20 protein-coding genes and 1 pseudogene are annotated in these 18,625 nt (G+C 64.7%); 13 read left to right on the top strand and 8 right to left on the bottom strand.

Going from position 1 to position 18,625, the window contains the following annotated elements; translation table 11 throughout:
- Positions 1-2: 2 nt before the first annotated feature.
- The 4 genes from ACE3P6_RS17995 (at position 3) to secB (ending at position 3,675) form a co-directional block, all read left to right on the top strand.
- Positions 3-1,115, top strand: a complete 1,113-nt coding sequence (locus ACE3P6_RS17995; protein ID WP_374376988.1) for an ABC transporter permease — start codon at positions 3-5, stop codon at positions 1,113-1,115.
- A 4-nt stretch (positions 1,116-1,119) separates the two neighbouring features.
- Entirely contained in the window at positions 1,120-1,887 is a 768-nt protein-coding gene (locus ACE3P6_RS17990) for an ATP-binding cassette domain-containing protein (RefSeq protein ID WP_374376987.1), read from the top strand.
- 86 nt (positions 1,888-1,973) lie between these two features.
- Entirely contained in the window at positions 1,974-2,975 is a 1,002-nt protein-coding gene (gene iolG, locus ACE3P6_RS17985; RefSeq protein ID WP_374397801.1) for an inositol 2-dehydrogenase, read from the top strand.
- Positions 2,976-3,156: 181 nt separating this feature from the next.
- Positions 3,157-3,675 (top strand): protein-export chaperone SecB, encoded by a 519-nt coding sequence (gene secB, locus ACE3P6_RS17980; protein ID WP_374397799.1) that lies wholly within the window; start codon positions 3,157-3,159, stop codon positions 3,673-3,675.
- A gap of 88 nt (positions 3,676-3,763) precedes the next feature.
- Here secB and dnaQ read toward each other — a convergent pair whose 3' ends face one another.
- Genes dnaQ through ACE3P6_RS17960 form a run of 4 tightly spaced genes read right to left on the bottom strand, consistent with a single transcriptional unit; the run spans position 3,764 to position 6,510 of the window.
- Complete coding sequence (dnaQ, locus tag ACE3P6_RS17975) at positions 3,764-4,501, bottom strand: DNA polymerase III subunit epsilon (protein WP_374397797.1); 738 nt, start codon at positions 4,499-4,501, stop codon at positions 3,764-3,766.
- Entirely contained in the window at positions 4,494-5,090 is a 597-nt protein-coding gene (coaE, locus tag ACE3P6_RS17970) for a dephospho-CoA kinase (RefSeq protein WP_374397795.1), read from the bottom strand. Before coaE ends, dnaQ begins: the two co-directional genes overlap by 8 nt.
- Complete coding sequence (locus tag ACE3P6_RS17965) at positions 5,087-5,926, bottom strand: shikimate dehydrogenase (RefSeq protein ID WP_374397793.1); 840 nt, start codon at positions 5,924-5,926, stop codon at positions 5,087-5,089. Before ACE3P6_RS17965 ends, coaE begins: the two co-directional genes overlap by 4 nt.
- Positions 5,923-6,510 carry a nucleoside triphosphate pyrophosphatase gene (locus ACE3P6_RS17960; RefSeq protein ID WP_374397791.1) on the bottom strand — a complete coding sequence of 196 codons (588 nt, stop codon included), beginning with the start codon at positions 6,508-6,510 and terminating at the stop codon, positions 5,923-5,925. Before ACE3P6_RS17960 ends, ACE3P6_RS17965 begins: the two co-directional genes overlap by 4 nt.
- Positions 6,511-6,919: 409 nt before the next feature.
- Here ACE3P6_RS17960 and hemJ point away from each other — a divergent pair, with 409 nt between their 5' ends.
- The 7 genes from hemJ to ACE3P6_RS17925 all read left to right on the top strand — a co-directional run bounded on the left by hemJ (position 6,920) and on the right by ACE3P6_RS17925 (position 14,295).
- The gene (hemJ, locus tag ACE3P6_RS17955) at positions 6,920-7,381 is read left to right on the top strand and encodes a protoporphyrinogen oxidase HemJ (protein ID WP_374397789.1); all 462 of its coding nucleotides are present in this window, start codon (positions 6,920-6,922) and stop codon (positions 7,379-7,381) included.
- 120 nt (positions 7,382-7,501) lie between these two features.
- Positions 7,502-8,773: a transcription termination factor Rho gene (gene rho / locus ACE3P6_RS17950; protein WP_374397787.1), complete on the top strand. Its 1,272-nt coding sequence runs from the start codon at positions 7,502-7,504 to the stop codon at positions 8,771-8,773.
- Positions 8,774-8,785: 12 nt separating this feature from the next.
- The gene (gene mnmE / locus ACE3P6_RS17945) at positions 8,786-10,072 is read left to right on the top strand and encodes a tRNA uridine-5-carboxymethylaminomethyl(34) synthesis GTPase MnmE (RefSeq protein WP_374397785.1); all 1,287 of its coding nucleotides are present in this window, start codon (positions 8,786-8,788) and stop codon (positions 10,070-10,072) included.
- A gap of 24 nt (positions 10,073-10,096) precedes the next feature.
- Positions 10,097-11,959: a tRNA uridine-5-carboxymethylaminomethyl(34) synthesis enzyme MnmG gene (mnmG, locus tag ACE3P6_RS17940; protein WP_374397783.1), complete on the top strand. Its 1,863-nt coding sequence runs from the start codon at positions 10,097-10,099 to the stop codon at positions 11,957-11,959.
- The gene (gene rsmG / locus ACE3P6_RS17935) at positions 11,956-12,588 is read left to right on the top strand and encodes a 16S rRNA (guanine(527)-N(7))-methyltransferase RsmG (protein WP_374397781.1); all 633 of its coding nucleotides are present in this window, start codon (positions 11,956-11,958) and stop codon (positions 12,586-12,588) included. The genes mnmG and rsmG overlap by 4 nt, the downstream gene beginning before the upstream one ends.
- A complete protein-coding gene (locus ACE3P6_RS17930; RefSeq protein WP_374397778.1) occupies positions 12,581-13,384 on the top strand; it encodes a ParA family protein in 804 nt (267 codons plus the stop codon). Before rsmG ends, ACE3P6_RS17930 begins: the two co-directional genes overlap by 8 nt.
- Positions 13,385-13,386: 2 nt before the next feature.
- Positions 13,387-14,295: a ParB/RepB/Spo0J family partition protein gene (locus ACE3P6_RS17925; RefSeq protein WP_374397776.1), complete on the top strand. Its 909-nt coding sequence runs from the start codon at positions 13,387-13,389 to the stop codon at positions 14,293-14,295.
- Here ACE3P6_RS17925 and hemW read toward each other — a convergent pair.
- Genes hemW through rph form a run of 3 tightly spaced genes read right to left on the bottom strand, consistent with a single transcriptional unit; the run spans position 14,292 to position 16,785 of the window.
- Positions 14,292-15,461, bottom strand: coding sequence for a radical SAM family heme chaperone HemW (gene hemW, locus ACE3P6_RS17920; protein WP_374397774.1), 1,170 nt, complete (start codon positions 15,459-15,461; stop codon positions 14,292-14,294). The two genes, ACE3P6_RS17925 and hemW, sit on opposite strands and share 4 nt — an antisense overlap.
- Positions 15,462-16,067 carry an RdgB/HAM1 family non-canonical purine NTP pyrophosphatase gene (gene rdgB / locus ACE3P6_RS17915; RefSeq protein WP_374397772.1) on the bottom strand — a complete coding sequence of 202 codons (606 nt, stop codon included), beginning with the start codon at positions 16,065-16,067 and terminating at the stop codon, positions 15,462-15,464.
- A 1-nt stretch (position 16,068) separates the two neighbouring features.
- On the bottom strand, positions 16,069-16,785 hold the full coding sequence (gene rph, locus ACE3P6_RS17910; RefSeq protein ID WP_374397770.1) for a ribonuclease PH: 717 nt from the start codon (positions 16,783-16,785) through the stop codon (positions 16,069-16,071).
- A gap of 69 nt (positions 16,786-16,854) precedes the next feature.
- On the opposite strand from rph, the gene hrcA reads away from it, so the two are divergent.
- Complete coding sequence (hrcA, locus tag ACE3P6_RS17905) at positions 16,855-17,922, top strand: heat-inducible transcriptional repressor HrcA (protein WP_374397768.1); 1,068 nt, start codon at positions 16,855-16,857, stop codon at positions 17,920-17,922.
- A 15-nt stretch (positions 17,923-17,937) separates the two neighbouring features.
- A complete protein-coding gene (locus tag ACE3P6_RS17900) occupies positions 17,938-18,468 on the top strand; it encodes a nucleotide exchange factor GrpE (RefSeq protein ID WP_374397766.1) in 531 nt (176 codons plus the stop codon).
- 30 nt (positions 18,469-18,498) lie between these two features.
- Here ACE3P6_RS17900 and ACE3P6_RS17895 read toward each other — a convergent pair.
- Positions 18,499-18,625, bottom strand: a pseudogene (locus ACE3P6_RS17895) (IS110 family transposase); the annotation flags it as partial.

Below are 18,625 nucleotides of genomic sequence, written 5' to 3'. Positions count from 1 at the left end.
GCGTGGCAGAAGCGACTCACGGCCTGGGCGGCCTGAAATACGACCCGGCAAAGCGCACCCGCGCGCCGGAGTGGAACGTGTTCGGCGCCCTTGTGCTGATCGTCCTGATCTTCGAGATCCTGAACCGCATGCAGGGGGGATCCTTCCTCTTCAACATGCGCGACAACGTCGATGCGATCTTCAACCAGCAGCGGCTGGACATCATGATTCTGCAGGTCGCCATCGTGGGGATCATCGCGCTGGGTGTGACTCAGGTGATCATCATCGGCGGGATCGACCTGTCGTCCGGCTCGGTCGTGGGCGTCACCGCGATGGTGGTGATGAGCTTCGCGCAGACCGCGATGGTCAACGGCAACCCGAACCCGAAGGCGATCTTCGGCGACTGGGCGATGGACCTGCCGGTGATCGTGCCCATCGTCGTCGGCCTGGCCTGCGGGTTGCTGGCCGGGGTGATCAACGGGCTTCTCGTCGCCTACACCAGGATCCCGCCCTTCATCGCCACGCTGGGCATGATGGTCTCGGCCCGGGGCGCGGCCCGCTGGTGGTCGAACGGGCAGCCGGTCAGCTTTCCGACCGAGAGCTATGGCAAGCTGGCGAACGGCGACCTGCTGGGCAACCTGACCTTCGGCCTCTTGCACTGGCCGGGCCAGAACCCCGCCGTGGTCTTCGTGCTGCTGGCGGTGCTGTTCCACGTCATCATGACCTATACGCTTTACGGCAAGCGGTCCTATGCCATCGGCTCGAACGAGGCGGCGGCGCGGATGTCGGGGATCAACGTCGACCGCCACAAGGTGCTGGTCTATGCCATCGCCGGCGTGCTGGCGGCGGTTGCGGCTGTCCTGCTGACCTCGAAGAACCTGACCGCGCAGGCGGGCATGGGGGTGATGTACGAACTTGACGCCATTGCAATGGCGGTGATCGGCGGCATCAGTCTAGCGGGGGGGCGTGGGTCGATCCTCGGCACGGTGCTGGGGGCGATGATCTTTTCGGTGATCATCTCCGGTTTCACCTCAATCAAGCTGGACGCCTATTATCAGGAGATGGTCAAGGGCGCGATCATCGTCGGCGCCGTGGTGCTGGACCAGTGGCGTCAACGCAAGCGGGCAAGGGGGTAGGCCGATGTCGAAGATCATTCTGGAAACCCGTGGCCTGACCAAGCACTACGGTGGCGTGCATGCGCTGGAAGACGCGAACTTCATCCTGCACGAGGGCGAGCATGTTGCCGTCGTGGGCGACAACGGGGCGGGCAAGTCCACCTTCGTGCGCCAGGTGACGGCGGTGGAACAGCGCTCTGGCGGCGAGGTCATCTTCGATGGCCAGCCGGTGAACTTCTCCGGCCCGCTGGAGGCGCGACAGGCCGGGATTGAAACGGTGTTTCAGACCTTGGCACTGGCGGACGATCTGGACGTGCCGTCGAACCTGTTCCTGGGACGCGAGCTGTTCAAGTTCAAGCTGGGGCCGTTCAGCTGGCTGGATCGCAAGACGATGCGCGACCGGACGATGGAGGCGCTGAAGACAACGGCGGTGAAAATCCCCAACGTCGACAATCCGATCCGCAACATGTCGGGCGGGCAGCGGCAGTGCGTGTCGATTGCACGGACGGCGGCCTTCGCCTCGAAGCTCGTCATCATGGACGAGCCCACAGCGGCGCTGGGGGTGCAGGAGACGGCTCAGGTCGAGAACATCATCCGGGGGCTCAAGGAACGCGGCATCCCGATGATCCTGATCAGCCACAACCTTCGGCAGGTTTTCGACCTGGTGGACCGGATCGTGGTGTTCCGCCGGGGCCGCATCGTCGCGAGCCTCCGCAAGGAGGAGACGGACGGCAACGACATCGTGAGCTACATCACCGGGGTGAAGGGTGGCACGGATGCGGCCTATGCCTGATCGTTTTGCAACGCTTGTTGCTTAGTTGCATAGAATCGGCATAAGCATTGCCGTAGTGAATGACGGGCTTTGAAAAGGGACAGGCCATGACGATCAGATTCGGGCTTCTGGGCGCAGGACGCATCGGGAAGGTTCATGCCAAGGCGGTGACGGGGAACCCGGCGGCCAAGTTGGTGGCAGTGTCGGACGCGATGGCTCCGGCGGCGCAGGCGATTGCCGACCAGTATGGTTGCGAGGTGCGGTCGATTGATGCCATCGCGGCAGCGAAGGACATCGACGCGGTGGTGATCTGCACGCCGACCGACACTCATGCCGACCTGATCGAGCAGTTCGTGAAGGCCGGGAAGGCGGTGTTCTGCGAGAAGCCCATCGACCTGTCGCTGGCGCGCGTCAAGCAGTGCCTGGAGGTCGTCCGCTCGCAGAAGGGGGTGCTGATGGTCGGTTTCAACCGCCGCTTCGACCCGCATTTCGCCGCCGTCCGGGGCGAGATCGACAAGGGGACCATTGGAACCGTCGAGATGGTGACGATTACCAGCCGCGACCCCGGCGCGCCTCCGGTCGACTATATCAAACGGTCGGGCGGGATTTTCCGGGACATGACGATCCATGACTTCGACATGGCCCGGTTCCTGCTGGGCGAGGAAGTGTCGGAAGTCTCGGCGATGGCGGCGGTGCTGGTGGACCCGGCCATCGGCAAGGCGGGGGACAGCGACTCGGTCCAGGTGATGCTGAAGACGGCGTCGGGGAAAATGGCGATCATTTCCAACTCGCGCCGGGCGACCTATGGGTATGACCAGCGGATCGAGGTTCATGGGGCGAAGGGGGTCGTTTCGGCGGAGAACCAGCGGCCGGTGTCCATCGAGGTCGCGACCGGGGCGGGCTATACAAGGCCGCCGCTGCATGACTTCTTCATGACCCGCTATACCGATGCCTATGCCGCCGAGATCGCGGCCTTCATCGACGCGATGGGGGGCAAGGTGAAGGCTTCCCCGTCGGGCGAGGACGGGCTTCTGGCCCTGGCCCTGGCGGAAGCGGCGCTGAAGTCGGTTGCCGAGGGGCGGGTGGTGAAGATGAGTGAGGTACTGTAACCTGTCCACGGTGGACAGATTTTCGGACCTAACAAAATCAATCACTTGGTTGCGGACGTTAGGAATTTGTTAGGAAATGGCCGGCCCTGTGGGTCGGCCATTTTCTGACCAGACAAGCGCAGCATTGAGGGTGGACCCCCGACCTGATAGAAGGCGGCAAATCCGTTTGGGAGACCCGGAAATGGCAGACGAAACCCCGGCAGGGAACGGCGCGACCGCCGCCCCGCAGCAAGTGAAGATGCAGGTGCTTGCCCAGTATGTGCGCGACCTCTCGTTCGAGAACGTGGTGGTGCAGAAGGGATTGAGCGCGGGCGAAGTGCAGCCCGACATCCAGGTCGCGGTCAGCCTCGACGCGCGCAAGCGCCCGGTCGCGAACCAGTACGAGGTGATCACCAAGTTCAAGGTCACGTCGAAGAACAAGGTCAATGCCGATGTGCTGTTCCTGCTGGAGCTGGAATATGGCGGGACCTTCCATATCGAGGGCGTGTCGGACGACCAGATCCACCCGTTCCTGCTGATCGAATGCCCGCGGCTGATGTTCCCCTTCGTGCGGCGGATCATTTCGGACGTGACGCGCGACGGCGGCTTCCCGCCGCTGAACGTGGATACGGTCGATTTCATGGCGCTGTACCGGCAGGAGCTGGCGCGTCGGGCGCAGGCTCAGGCGGCGCAAGTGGCGCCTTCGGAAAAGGTCAACTGAGGGGATGCCCGCCCCGGCCTTGAGCCGGGGCCTCGGGCACACGGGAGGTCCCGGGTCAGGCCCGGGACGGGTTTTCCCGCAACATCGGTCAGGCTTCCTTCTTCCAGATCGCCCCGTCTCCCAGCCTGGACAGCATCGCGGCATGGGCGGCCTGTTCCGCGTCGGTGATCCGGGGCGGCAGGGGTTCCGGCCTTGGACGAGGACGCCAGGCGATTGCCTCGCCGCCTGCGCCGCGCGTCGGTGCAGGAGCGGCGCTACCCAGCACAAGGTCGGGCTGGCGACCGCCGATCAGCTCCAGATAGACTTCCGCCAGAATTTCGCTGTCGAGAAGCGCGCCGTGCTTTTCGCGCATCGAGTTGTCGATGCCGAAGCGGCGGCAGAGCGCGTCGAGCGAGGCCGGGGAGCCGGGGAATTTCGTCCGCGCCATCATCAGCGTGTCGGTGGCGCGAGAGGGTGGCAGGGCGGCAAGGCCCATGCGTTCCAGCTCGAACTTCAGGAATTTCATGTCGAAGCTGGCGTTGTGGATCACCAGTTGCGCATCGCCGACGAAATCGAGGAAGGCCTGGCCGATCCGGGCGAAGACCGGTTTGTCGCGGAGCGTCACGCCGCCGGGGACGGGCTTGCCGGGCGTTTCCAGGATATCGTGGCCGATGCCGTGAACCTCGAACGCGCCTGCGGGCATGCCGCGTTCGGGGTTGATGTATTGATGGTAGGTGCGGCCGGTCGGCAGGTGGTTCAGCAGCTCGACCGCGCCGATTTCGACGATGCGGTGGCCCTCGGACGGTTCGAAGCCGGTGGTTTCGGTGTCGAGGACGATCTCACGCATCTTTGGTCCGGCGGATGGAGGCGAGGGTATCTTTCACCGCTTGCCGGGCGGCTGCAAGGCTGGTCGTGGGGATGATGTAGGTGGCGCGCTTGCGCTTTTCGGCATCGGGAAGCTGGCGGGCGAGGATGGTCTGGAATTCGGCCTCGGTCATCGCGCCACGGTCGAGAACGCGCTGGCGCTGGAGCTCGGGCGGGGCGGAGACGACCGCAACGGCGTCGCAGGCGGTATCGATGCGGGATTCGTAGAGGAGCGGCACGTCGAGGAGGACGATTTCGGCGGTTTGGTTGGATGCGAGGAACTGCGCGCGGTCTGCGGCGACGAGGGGATGGACGGCGGCGTTCAGGCGGTCAAGGACGGTGGCGTCGGCCTGGATCAGCGCGCGAAGGGTGGCGCGATTGACGCTGCCGTCCTTGTCGATGGCGGTGGGGAAAAGCGCGCCGATGGCGAGTGCCGCGGGCTGGCCGGGTTGGTAGAGACGGTGGACGGTCGCGTCGGCATCCCAGACGGGGAGGCCTTCCTCGGCGAACATCTGTGCCGTGGTGGACTTGCCCATGCCGATGGAGCCGGTGAGGCCGAGGACGAATGTCATGCCGCCAGCACGGCCTTGCGGGTGGCCTCGTCGACCTCGGGGCGGATGCCGAACCAGCGTTCGAAACCGGGGGCGGCTTGATGCAGCAGCATGCCAAGCCCGTCGACGATGGTCGCGCCGCGTTCCTCGGCCTCGATCAGGAACTGGGTTTTCAGCGGGGCGTAGACGAGGTCGTTGCAAAGCGCGTGCGGGTTCAGCCGGTCCAACGGCACGCGGAACTCGGGTTTGCCGGTCATGCCGAGCGAGGTGGTGTTGATCACGGTCATGGCGTCGTCGAGCAGGTTCCCGGCCTGAACCCATTCGTGGACATGGATCTTGGCGCCGAAATCGGAGCGGATCGCATCGGCGCGGGGGCGGGTGCGGTTGGCGAGGCGGATTTCCGGGACGCCGACCTCGATCAGCGCGGCGACGACCGCACGGGCGGCACCCCCTGCGCCAAGGACGACGGCGGGGCCGGAGGCGGGTTTCCAGTCCGGGGCGTTCTGGCGCAGGTTGGCGATGAAGCCGGAGCCGTCGGTGTTGTCGGCGTGGATCTTGCCGTCCTTGCGGAAGATCAGCGTGTTGGCGGCCCCGATCAGCGCGGCGCGGTCGGTGACGATGTCGGCGATCTGGAGGATGGCCTCCTTGTGCGGGATGGTCACGTTGCAGCCGACGAAGCCAAGCTCCGGCAGGGTGCGGAGGAGGCGGGGCAGGTCGACGGGGGCGATGTCGATGGGGATGTAGTGGCCCTTGATGCCATAGCGTTTCAGCCAGTAGCCGTGCAGGGCGGGGCTGCGGCTGTGGGCGACGGGGTGGCCGAGGACGGCGGCAAGCGGGATGCGGGGATGGTCGGTCATCGGGCGATCATGCCCCGGTTGCCGAGCCAAGCCAACAGCGGCAGAAGCGGCAGGCCGAGAATGGTGAAATGGTCGCCGGTGATGGCGGAAAACAGCCGGACGCCTTCTTCTTCCACCTTGTAGCAGCCGACGGAGTGGCGGATGGAGTCCCAGTTCCTGTCGAGGTAGTCGTTCAGGTAGGCGTCGGAGATGTCGTGCATGGTGAGGCGGGCTTCGCCGGTGAAACGCCAGACGGGTTCGGCGTTTTCGTAGACGACGAGGGCGGAGAGGAGCTTGTGGGTCTTGCCCCGGAGGCGGCGCAGCTGGGCGCGGGCATCCTCGGGGGTTTCGGGCTTGGCGAAGGTTTCGCGGTCCAGCGCGAGGACCTGGTCGCAGCCGAGGACGAGGGTCTCGGGGTGTTTCTCGGCGACCTTGCGGGCTTTCATCTCGGCCAGGGTGTCGGCGATGTCGCGGGGATGGGCGCCCTCGGCGGTGAGGGCGTCGCGGATCGTCGCCTCGTCGACGCGGGGGGCGACGGCGGTGGGGTTCAGGCCTGCGGCGCGGAGCATCTGCAGGCGGGTGGGCGAGGTGGAGGCGAGGATCATGGAGCTTGTGGATATCCGCGGTTTGTTCCTGGGGCCTGGGCGGGGCGAAAAGGGGTTCGGCGGGCGGGCTGTGGGCATCCGCCGCAGTCCGGGGCTTTTGGGGCAGAGATATCCCGCTGTGCAGGGGATTGTCACGCGGGACGGGAGAAGGTGTCGTGCCCAGGCTGGGGAGGGTGCAACCTGTGGATGATGTGCGGCGCCTGGTGTCAGCTATCGTATTGATATTGCATCATAATACCCCCTGTGCCTCAAGTCGACCGATCTTTTCCCGCATTTGTCCCCAAGCCTCTCCTTGTGGAGCTTTCTGGGGGCGGGCAGGGAAATCCCGTTCTCCACAGGGCCTACATCATCCACATTCCTTCTTCTTTTCTTTATTTATAGAAAGAAGGGCGCAGCCAGCGAGGTGGACATGTTCGAGACGATCACGGATTTCCTGGCCGACTGGTACCCGGTGACGAAGGCGCTGCACATCGTCTCGGTGATCTCCTGGATGGCGGGGATGTTCTACCTGCCGCGACTGTTCGTCTACCACGCCGAGCAGGTGGAGCCGGGGTCGAAGACCGATGCGATGTTCCAGGTGATGGAGCGGCGACTGTTGCGGGGGATCATCAACCCGGCGATGATCGCGACCTTCGTCTTCGGCTTGGGGCTGGTGTTCACGCCGGGGGTGGTGGACTGGTCCTTCGCCTGGCCCTGGGTCAAGGCGGGGGCTATCCTGGTGATGGGCTGGTTCCACGGCTGGCTGTCGCTGCGCCGCAAGGAGTTCGCGCGGGGGGAGAACACCCGCAGCGGGCGGACCTACCGGATCATGAACGAGGTGCCGACCGTGCTGATGCTGGTCATCGTCTTCTCGGTCGTCCTGCGCTACTGATTGACTTTCGGGCTCGGCGGCATTAGGTGCGGCGGTGCAGGGCCGTCCGGTCCATCGCATCTCCCGTTCCAAATCTGCCGAGACCCCCCGCAACGGGCGTGGTCCGCTCAAAGGTATTCCATGACTGTCGAACGCTTGAATCTCGCCCAACTGAAGGCCAAAACCCCCGCCGACCTGCTGGCGATGGCCGAGGAATGGGAGATCGAGAACGCCCCCTCCATGCGCAAGGGCGAGATGATGTTCTCGCTGCTGAAGGAGCATGCCGAGGAAGGCTGGGAGATCGGCGGCGATGGCGTGCTGGAGGTGCTGCAGGACGGGTTCGGGTTCCTGCGCTCGCCCGAGGCCAACTACCTGCCCGGCCCGGATGACATCTACGTCTCGCCCGAGATGATCCGCCAGTTCTCGCTGCGGACCGGGGATTCCATCGAAGGGGTGATCAAGGCCCCGTCGGAAACCGAGCGCTATTTCAGCCTGACCAAGGCGACGAAGATCAACTTCGATGACCCGGAGAAGGCCAAGCACAAGGTCCACTTCGACAACCTTACGCCGCTCTACCCCGATGAGCGGCTGAAGATGGAGGTCGAGGACCCGACGATCAAGGACCGCTCGGCGCGGATCATCGACCTCGTCTCGCCCATCGGCAAGGGCCAGCGCGGGCTGATCGTGGCGCCGCCGCGGACGGGCAAGACGGTTCTGTTGCAGAACATCGCGCATTCCATCGCGACCAACCACCCGGAATGCTATCTGATCGTCCTTCTGATCGACGAACGGCCCGAGGAAGTCACCGACATGCAGCGCACGGTGAAGGGCGAGGTCGTGGCCTCGACCTTCGACGAACCGGCGACGCGGCACGTCGCGGTGGCGGAAATGGTGATCGAGAAGGCGAAGCGGCTGGTCGAACACAAGCGCGACGTGGTGATCCTGCTCGATTCCATCACGCGCCTCGGCCGGGCTTTCAACACTGTGGTGCCGTCCTCGGGCAAGGTGCTGACCGGCGGCGTGGACGCCAACGCCCTGCAACGCCCGAAGCGATTCTTCGGCGCTGCCCGGAACATCGAGGAAGGCGGGTCGCTGACCATCATCGCCACCGCGCTGATCGACACTGGCAGCCGGATGGACGAGGTGATCTTCGAGGAATTCAAGGGCACGGGGAACTCGGAAATCGTGCTGGACCGCAAGGTTGCCGACAAGCGTGTCTTCCCGGCGATGGACATCCTCAAGTCCGGCACAAGGAAAGAGGACCTGCTGGTCGACAAGATGGACCTGCAGAAGACCTATGTCCTGCGCCGCATCCTGAACCCGATGGGCACGACGGATGCCATCGAGTTCCTGATCGGCAAGCTGAAGCAGACGAAGTCGAACGCCGACTTCTTCGAGTCGATGAACACCTAAAAGGCGAGGGCGATGGACACGATCTATGCCCTGGCAACGGCGCGGGGTCGATCGGGCCTTGCCGTGGTGCGCGTCTCGGGTCCGGCGGCTTCTGCGGCCGGGCTGGCGCTGTGCGGGTCTTTGCCTGCGGCGCGGGTGGCCGGGTTGCGGCGGCTGAGCTGGGGCGGCGAGCTGCTGGACGAGGCGCTGGTGCTGTCCTTTGCCGAGGGGTCCAGCTTCACCGGTGAGGCGGTGGTCGAGCTGCACTGTCATGGTGGCCCGGCGGTGGTGGGCGCGGTGTTGCGGGCGCTGGCCAGTCAGCCGGGGTTGCGGCTGGCGGAGCCGGGGGAGTTCACCCGTCGCGCCTTGGAAAACGGCGTGCTGGACCTGGCGCAAGTCGAGGGGCTGGCCGACCTGATCGACGCCGAGACCGAGGCGCAGCGGCGGCAGGCGGTGCGGGTTCTGTCTGGCTCGGTCGGGCAGAAGGTGGACGGCTGGCGGCGCGACTTGATCCGGGCGGGGGCTTTGCTGGAAGCGACGATTGATTTCGCCGATGAGGACGTGCCGGTCGATGTCTCGCCGGAAGTGCTGGCCTTGATCGACGGGCTGATGGCGGACCTTGGCCGCGAAGCCGCCGGGGTGACGGCTGCGGAGCGCATCCGCGACGGGTTCGAAGTGGCCATCGTCGGCGCGCCGAATGCGGGGAAGTCGACGCTGCTGAACCAGCTGGCGGGGCGCGAGGCGGCGATCACTAGCGAGATCGCCGGGACGACGCGCGACGTGATCGAAGTGCGGATGGATATTGCCGGGCTGCCGGTGACTTTCCTCGACACAGCGGGGCTGCGCGACACCGAGGACCAATTGGAGCAGGCCGGGATCGACCGGGCGATTTCCCGCGCCGAGGCGGCGGATTTGCGCCTGTTCCTGACGGATGGGTCGGTTGTGCCGGGTCTGGAACCAACGAGCGATGATCTTGTGGTTATGGGAAAGTCGGACACAAGATCAGGTAGCTTTGGCATGGCCGTGTCCGGCAAGACGGGAGCGGGTGTGCCGGAACTGATGGCCCGGATCGGCGAAATCCTGGGGGAACGTGTGGGCTCTGCCGGCGCATTAGTGCGCGAGCGGCATCGCGTGGCTGTTACATCGGCAATTGGTGCTCTGGCCGAGTCACGGGCAGAAGTGGTAAGACCCGACTCGCGCGTCGAGCTGGCGGCAGAGCATCTTCGGCAAGCTGTCCGGGCACTGGATGCTCTGGTTGGCCGCGTAGATGTGGACGACTTGCTCGGCGAGATTTTCGCCAGCTTCTGCATCGGCAAGTGAAGGGTTTCCCAAGGAGTGTTCCACGTGAAACACTACGATGTCATCGTGATTGGCGGCGGCCATGCGGGCGCTGAAGCTGCTGCTGTTGCTGCCCGGATGGGTGTGTCCACTGCGCTAGTGACGCTGCGGGTGGAAACGCTGGGCGCAATGTCCTGCAACCCGGCCATTGGTGGCTTGGGCAAAGGCCATCTTGTGCGCGAAATCGACGCGCTGGATGGGGTGATGGGCCGGATGGCGGACAAGGCGGGGATTCAGTTCCGCTTGCTGAACCGGCGGAAAGGCCCAGCTGTCCAGGGGCCGCGAGCGCAGATCGACCGGCGGCTGTACCGCGAAGCGATGCGAGCGGAGTTGCTGGCGACGCCGGGGCTGGAGGTGATCGAGGGCGAAGTTGCCGGGTTGCGGCTGGTTGGCGGTGCGGTAGCGGGAGTGGTCCTGGCTTCGGGTGTGGAGCTGTTGTCGGGCCGGGTTGTGCTGACAGCGGGGACGTTCCTGAATGGGGTGATCCATATCGGCGACCGGCGGATGTCGGGGGGGCGGATGGGCGATTCGCCGTCGCGCGTGCTGGCGGCGCAGTTGGGCGAGTTGGCGCTGCCAGTCGGACGGCTGAAAACGGGCACGCCGCCACGGCTGGACGGCCGGACAATCGACTGGGCGCGGCTGGAAAGCCAGCCGGGGGATGAAGATCCTTCGGTGTTTTCCTTCCTGAACCGAGCGCCGGAAGCGCGGCAGATTTCCTGCGGGATTACTCATACATCCGAGGCGACTCACCAGATCGTGCGGGACAACCTTGCGCGCTCCGCTATGTATGGGGGGCATATCGAGGGCGTCGGGCCGCGCTATTGCCCGTCGATCGAGGACAAGGTGGTTCGGTTCGCCGACAAGACCTCGCACCAGGTCTTCCTGGAACCGGAGGGGCTGGACGACGACACAGTCTATCCGAACGGGTTGTCGACCTCGCTGCCGGAAGAAGTGCAGGAGGCTTATATCCGCACGATTCCGGGGCTGGAGCGGACTGCGATCCTGCAGCCGGGCTATGCTATCGAATACGACTACTTCGACCCGCGCAGCTTGCACCGGACGCTGGAGACGCGGGCTGTACCGGGGTTGTACTTTGCGGGCCAGATCAACGGGACGACGGGGTATGAGGAAGCGGGGGCACAAGGGCTTGTAGCTGGGATGAACGCTGCTGCTGCGGCTAGTGGGCGCGCGCCAGTGGAGTTCAGCCGAACCGAAAGCTACATCGGCGTGATGATCGACGACTTGACGTCGCGCGGGGTGACGGAGCCCTACCGCATGTTCACATCGCGTGCGGAGTTCCGGCTGACTGTGCGGGCGGACAATGCCGACCGGCGGTTGACGCCGCTTGGCGTTGCAGCGGGCTGCGTGTCGGATGCGCGGCGCGCTGCGTTCGACGCGAAACTGTCAGCGCTGGAAGCGGGGAAAGCTGCGCTGGAAGCAGTGCAGATTGGCCCGAAAGCGCTGAACGACGTCGGCATTGCTGTCAGCAGGGATGGCGGCAAACGCTCAGCCTACGACATATTGAGTTTGCCTGGCGCTGAACTGCCACATCTTGTCGGCGCTTTCGCGGACTATGCAGCGCTGGCCACAGATGTTCTGGAGCAGCTTCAGATCGATTCAACGTATGACCAGTATTCTGACCGGCAAGCGAAAGAAGTTGCCGACTTGCGCCGTCAGGAAACGCAGCGGATTCCAAGCGGCTTCGACTACAGCAGGATTTCCGGCTTGTCGAACGAGTTGAAGCAGAAGCTTCTCCGCGCGCAACCGGACTCGATTCTGCAAGCTTCGCGAATCGAAGGCGTTACGCCTGCTGCTTTGCTGCTTGTCCTTGCGCATTTGCGGAAACCTGCAGAGCGGCGTGCTGGATGACAAGCGCAGCGGACTTGTCTGTCGGCAGTGTCGATGTTTCACGTGAAACATTCGAAGCGCTGCGAGCCTATGAAGCGCTTGTCCTGCGCTGGACGCCTGCCATCAACCTTGTCAGCAAGAATACAGTTGCTGAGTTGTGGAACCGCCACATTGCGGATTCAGCGCAAGTATTCGCAGCTGTGCCGACAGAAAGCGTGCGGAGTTGGGTTGATCTCGGGTCAGGCGGGGGCTTTCCAGGGCTTGTTGTTGCGATTCTCGCGCAGGAACTGCAGCCCGGCCTTCAAGTTACGCTTGTCGAGTCGGACTTGCGCAAAGCGACGTTCTTGCGCCAAGCAGCGCAAACGCTCAAGCTTTCCGTAGTAGTCCACAGCGCGCGGATTGAAACGCTTGCGCTGCAAGAAGCAGATGTGCTTTCCGCGCGCGCATTAGCCCCGCTTTCGGACCTTCTGCGCTATGCGGAGCGCCACTTGCGAGCTGGAGGCGTAGCAGTCTTCCCGAAAGGCGCGCGATTCGCTTCTGAGCTTGAGGATGCGCGAAAGCTCTGGACTTTCGACGTTGACACGCAGCCTAGCCTGTCGGACAGCGAAGCTGCTTTACTTGTGATCAGGAACATTCACCGCCATGACTGACCGCCCATATATCCTTGCTTTAGCAAACCAGAAGGGCGGCGTCGGGAAGACGACGACTGCAATCAACGTGGCAGCGGGCTTGGCAGAACTGGGCAAGCGCGTTCTGCTTGTCGACATTGATCCGCAGGGCAACTCCTCGACAGGGTTGGGCATCAGGCCCGATGCTCGGAAGCGCACGAGCTACGACTTGATTGTCGATAGTGCGGACCTACAGGATGTAGTGATCGAAACCGGTATTCCCGAAGTCAGAATCATTCCAGCCAACGCGGACTTGTCCTCGGCTGACTTGGACATCGTGTCGAACGAGCGGCGCAGCTACTTGCTGCATGACGCGCTGCATCGGCCGGAGATGGATGGATACGGCTTCGACTACGTCCTGATCGACTGCCCGCCAGCGCTGAGCTTGCTGACGATCAACGCGCTTGTAGCCTGCGATTCAGTCCTTGTGCCGCTGCAGTGCGAGTTCTTTGCGCTGGAGGGCCTGTCGCAGCTGATGCTGACGATTCGCGATGTGCGGCGGTCGGCGAATCCCGACTTACGGATCGAAGGGGTTGTGTTGACGATGCATGACCGCCGCAACAGGTTGACAGCGCAAGTCGAAGCGGACGCCCGCGCCAACATGGGCGAGTTGGTGATGAAAACGACGATTCCCCGCAATGTGCGAATCAGCGAGGCGCCCTCCTATGCGCTGCCGGTGCTGACTTACGATCCCGGCTCGAAGGGCGCCGAGGCCTATCGGGCCCTCGCGAAGGAAATCTCCGACCGTCACAAAACACCTGAAGTTTCAGAGGCCTGAGCATGAACAGCAAGAACGAGAAGCGAGGGCTTGGGCGGGGGCTTTCGGCGCTGATGGCGGATGTCCATCTGGCGGGACCGGAGCAGATGGCGACACCGCGCAAAGCCGAACTGCATCTTCCGGTCGACAAGCTGGAGCCGAACCCGCAGCAGCCGCGACTGGATTTCAAAGCCGACGAGCTTGAGTCGCTGGCCGATTCGATTCGGCAGAAAGGCGTGATCCAGCCGCTGATCGTGCGGCGGAAACCGGGGCGGGATGCCTATGAGATCGTCGCCGGAGAACGGCGCTGGCGGGCGGCGCAACTGGCGCAACTGCACGAAGTTCCCGTTGTGGTGCGGGATCTTAACGATACCGAAGTCCTGGAAGTCGCGATCATCGAGAACATCCAGCGCTCGGACCTGAATGCCATCGAAGAGGCGCTTGGCTTCCGGCAGTTGATGACCCGATTCGGGCACACGCAAGAGAAGCTGGCCGAAGCGCTGAGCAAGAGCCGCAGTCATGTCGCGAACCTGATGCGGCTGCTGTCCTTGCCGACCGAAGTGCAGGACATGGTGCGCGAGGGCGCGCTGTCGGCGGGCCACGCGCGGGCGTTGATCGGCAGCCCGAAAGCCTCGGAGCTTGCAGCGCAGATCGTCGCGAAAGGGTTGTCGGTCCGCGAGACCGAAAAGCTGATGAAGGCGCAGGACTCGGCAAAGCCTGCGTCGAAGCCGGTGGCGAAAGCACCTGAAAAGGATGCCGACACGCGGGTGCTGGAGGCGGACCTGTCGGCCAATCTGCGGATGCAGGTGAAGATCGACCACGCGGCGGGGGCAGAGGGCGGGCAGATGACGATCCGCTATGACAGCCTGGAAGACCTCGACATGTTGTGCCAGATGCTTTCGGCCATACCGGATCGGGTAGCGCGGGACTAAGCGCTGCGGCGGTCGGCGAGGAGCGCGCGGAGGATTCCGTTCAGCATCATGACGCCTTTGTCGGTGGTGCAGATGCGGTCGCCGTCGCGGGACAGGAGGCCGAGGTCGATGACTTCGTCCAGCACGGTTTGCGGAAGCGGTTGGCCTGCAAGCGCGGCGTAGCGGTCGAGCGAGGCGCCTTCGCGCAGGCGCAGGGCGAACATCAGGTATTCGCTGGCGCGGTCTTCTGCCGTCAGCCGGTCGATGTGCTCGGCAGAGCCGGGGGCGGTGAGTGTGCGGTCGAGCCAGGGGGTCGGCATTCGTTCGGCCTCGGTGGCGAATCGGCCCGAGTCGAGGGTGAGTCGGCCATGCGCGCCGGGGCCGATTCCGGCATAGTCGCCCATGCGCCAGTAGATCAGGTTGTGGCGCGATTCGTCGCCGGGACGGGCGTGATTCGACACCTCGTAGGCGGGGAGGCCAGCGGCGCGAGTGATTTCCTGCGTCAGTTCGAACATGTCGGCGGACAGGTCTTCCTCGGGCAGGCCGCGCAGCAGGTTCTTGGCGTGCATCTGGCCGAAGACAGTGCCGTCCTCGATGGTGAGCTGGTAGAGCGAGAGGTGCGAGGTGCCGAAGTCGAGCGCGCGGGCCAGCTCGTCGCGCCAGGCGGCGAGGGTCTGGTCCTGGCGGGCGTAGATCAGGTCGATCGAGACGCGCTGGAAGGTGGACTGGGCAATGGCGATGGCTTTTGCGGCCTCATCGACAGTGTGCATCCGGCCGAGGCGGCGGAGGTCATCCGAGACAAGCGATTGAATCCCAAGCGAAACCCGGTTGACGCCCGCCCCGGCGTAGCCCTCGAAGCGGGCGGCCTCGACGCTGCCGGGGTTGGCTTCGAGGGTGATCTCGATGTCGTTCGCCAGGGTCCAGGTGGCGCGGATGCGGTCGAGGATGCCCTGGACGGTGGCGGCCTCCATCAGCGAGGGGGTGCCGCCGCCGAAGAAGACGGTGTTGAGGATGCGGCCCTGGGTCAGGGCGCCGATGCGGTCGATTTCAAGTTCGAAGGCCTGAAGCCAGCGGGACTGGTCCACGCGGGCGGCGACGTGGCTGTTGAAGTCGCAGTAGGGGCACTTCGACTGGCAGAAGGGCCAGTGTATATACAGGCCGAAGCCCGCGTGGCGCCAGTCGTCCATTTACGGGAACAGGGCGGCGACGAGTTTGCGGAAGGCGTCGGCGCGGTGGGAGAGGCGGTTCTTCTCCCAGCGGTCCATCTCGCCGAAGGTCTGGGCATGGTCGTCGGGCAGGAAGATCGGGTCGAAGCCGTGGCCCTGTTCACCACGACCGGGCCAGACCAGACGGCCGGGGGATTTGCCTTCGAAGACAAGGTCCTGGCCAGCGGGGGAGGCGAGGACGAGGGTGCAGCAGAATTGGGCGTGGCGGGGTTCGGGGGCGTGGATCGCCTCCAGTTCGCGCCAGACCCGTTCCATGCCGACCTTGAAATCGCGGCCTTTGCCGGTTGTGGCCCAGTCGGCTGTAAATACACCCGGAGCGCCGTTCAGCGCGTCGACGGCGAGGCCGGAATCGTCGGCCAGCGCGATGAGGCCCGAGGCCTTGGCGGCGGCGTGGGCCTTGAGGCGGGCGTTGCCGACGAAGGTGGTTTCGGTTTCCTCGGGCTCGGGCAGGCCGAGGTCACCGGCGCCGGTGACGGTCACCTCGAAGGGGGCGAGAAGATCGGCGATCTCTTCCAGCTTGCCACGGTTGTGGGTGGCGACCAGCAGGCGATCCCCGCGCTTCAGCATTTTAGAGGCCCAGCGCCGCCCGTTGTGCGGCGACCAAGGCGGCATTGCCCTGGCGGGCGAGATCGAGGAGATGCAGAAGCTCGTCCTGGCTGAAGGCGGAGCCCTCGGCGGACATCTGCACCTCGATGAGCTTGCCCGCGCCGGTCATCACGAAGTTGCCGTCGGTCCCGGCCGCCGAATCCTCGGCATAGTCGAGATCCAGCACCGGCTGCCCGGCATAGACGCCGCAGGAGACGGCGGAAACATGGTCCAGGATCGGGTCGCTGATGATCACGCCCGAGGTCAGGAGCTTGTTGACGGCAAGACGCAAAGCGACCCAGCCGCCGGTGATCGAGGCGCAGCGGGTGCCGCCATCGGCCTGGATCACGTCGCAGTCCACGACGATCTGGCGTTCGCCCAAAGCCTGCCGGTCCACGCCCGCGCGCAGCGAGCGTCCGATAAGCCGTTGAATCTCTTGCGTGCGACCGGACTGCTTGCCCGCAGCCGCCTCGCGCCGGGTGCGCGAGTTGGTGGCGCGCGGCAACATGCCGTATTCCGCCGTCACCCAACCCTGGCCGGTGTTCTTCAGGAAGGGCGGGGCCTTGTCCTCGATCGTGGCCGAACACAACACATGGGTTTCGCCCATCTTGATCAGGCAAGAGCCTTCGGCATGCTTCATCACGCCGGTTTCGATTGAAACCGCCCGAAGATCGCTTAGTTTTCTGCCTGACGGACGCATTGCCGGACCTCTCTGCTCGGACTGCGGCCACATATGCAACCACAGGCGGGGGATGCAACCCCGATTACCATGACCAGCCAGCCGATCCTGTCCGACATGAACGACCGCACCCGCGAAGTGTTTCGCCGGGTGGTGGAGGGCTATCTCACTTCGGGCGAGCCGGTGGGGTCGCGCACCCTGACGCGCACCCTGTCCGAGAAAGTCTCGGCGGCGACGGTGCGCAATGTGATGCAGGACCTGGAATATCTGGGGCTGCTGGACAGCCCGCATATCTCGGCGGGCCGGGTGCCGACGCAGGCGGGGCTGCGGATGTTCGTCGACAGCCTTTTGGAAGTGGGCCAGGTCGCGCCGGAGGATCAGGAGAAGATCGACGCCACGCTGGGCGTCAACGACCATGACGTGACGACGCTGCTGGACGAGGTGGGCGCGGCGCTGTCGGTGATCACCCGGGGGGCCAGCGTGGTGTTGTCGCCGAAACGGGAAGCCGCGATCCGGCATATCGAATTCGTCAGCCTGGGGGCCGACCGGGCGCTGGTGGTGCTGGTCTTTGCCGATGGCCAGGTGGAAAACCGGGTCTTCGTGCCGCCACCGGGGCAGACGCCCTCCTCGATGCGCGAGGCGGCGAACTTCCTGAACGCTCTGGCCGAAGGGCGGACGCTGTCGGAACTGCGGGCGCGGATGGTCGGCGAGATCGCGCGGCGACGGCAGGAGATCGATTCACTGGCCCGGCAGCTGGTGGAAAGCGGCCTCGCCCTGTGGGAGAACGCCGGGGAGCCTTCGGAGCGGCTGATCGTGCGCGGCCGGGCGAACCTGATCGGCGAAGCGGTGGATCAGGCGGAAATCGACCGGATTCGCGTGCTGTTCGACGACCTGGAACGCAAGCGCGACATTGCCGAATTCCTGAACCTGACCGAAGCGGGCGAAGGGGTGCGCATTTTTATCGGGTCGGAGAACAAGCTTTTCTCACTTTCGGGTTCAAGTCTGGTGGTTTCTCCCTATATGAACGCTGATCGGAAAATCATCGGCGCGGTGGGCGTCATCGGTCCGACCCGGCTGAACTATGGCCGCATCGTCCCGATCGTCGATTACACCGCCCAGCTGGTGGGCCGTCTGGTCTCTGACCGCGGCAAGGGCTGAAAGAGGATGTGGCGCATGTCGCAGGAAGAGACCACCTCGGCGCAGGTGGAGCTGAATGAGTTTGATACGATTGTCGATGGCGAGCTTGAGGCCCTGCGGGCCGAGCGGGACGAGCTGCGCGACAAGTTCATGCGGGTGCTGGCGGATGCCGAGAACTCGCGGAAACGCGCCGAGCGTGACCGGAAAGAGGCCGAGATGTACGGCGGGACGCGGCTCGCGCGCGACCTGTTGCCGGTCTACGACAACCTGAACCGGGCGATCCAGGCGATCCCCGAGGAGTCGCGGGCTGCCTCGGCGGCGCTGATCGAGGGCGTCGAGCTGACCCTGCGCGAGTTGACCAATGTGATGACCAAGCATGGGGTGACCCCGGTTTCCCCCGCGGTGGGCGATCAGTTCGACCCGCAGCTGCATCAGGCGATGTTCGAGGCTCCGCTGCCGGGGACGAAGGCCGGGCAGATCATCCAGGTGATGACGGAAGGGTTCCTGTTGCACGACCGGCTGTTGCGCCCGGCGCAGGTGGGCGTGTCGTCGAACACGGCGGGATAGTGCGCCGGACAATCTGGTAGCAACTGTCTTTCACGCGGCCCGTTTCAGGTGGTCTGTGTGGTCGCGCATCATTGCGTTGAGGATGGTGAGGAGCTTTCTGGCGCAGGCGGTGATGGCGAGTTTCGCGGGTTTTCCGGCGGCTTCGAGGCGGGTTCGG

This window comes from Tabrizicola sp., from assembly GCF_041911175.1.
Classification (GTDB): domain Bacteria; phylum Pseudomonadota; class Alphaproteobacteria; order Rhodobacterales; family Rhodobacteraceae; genus Tabrizicola.
Note: the sequence above shows the minus strand (reverse complement) of the source record. Positions and strands in the feature narration are given on the sequence as shown.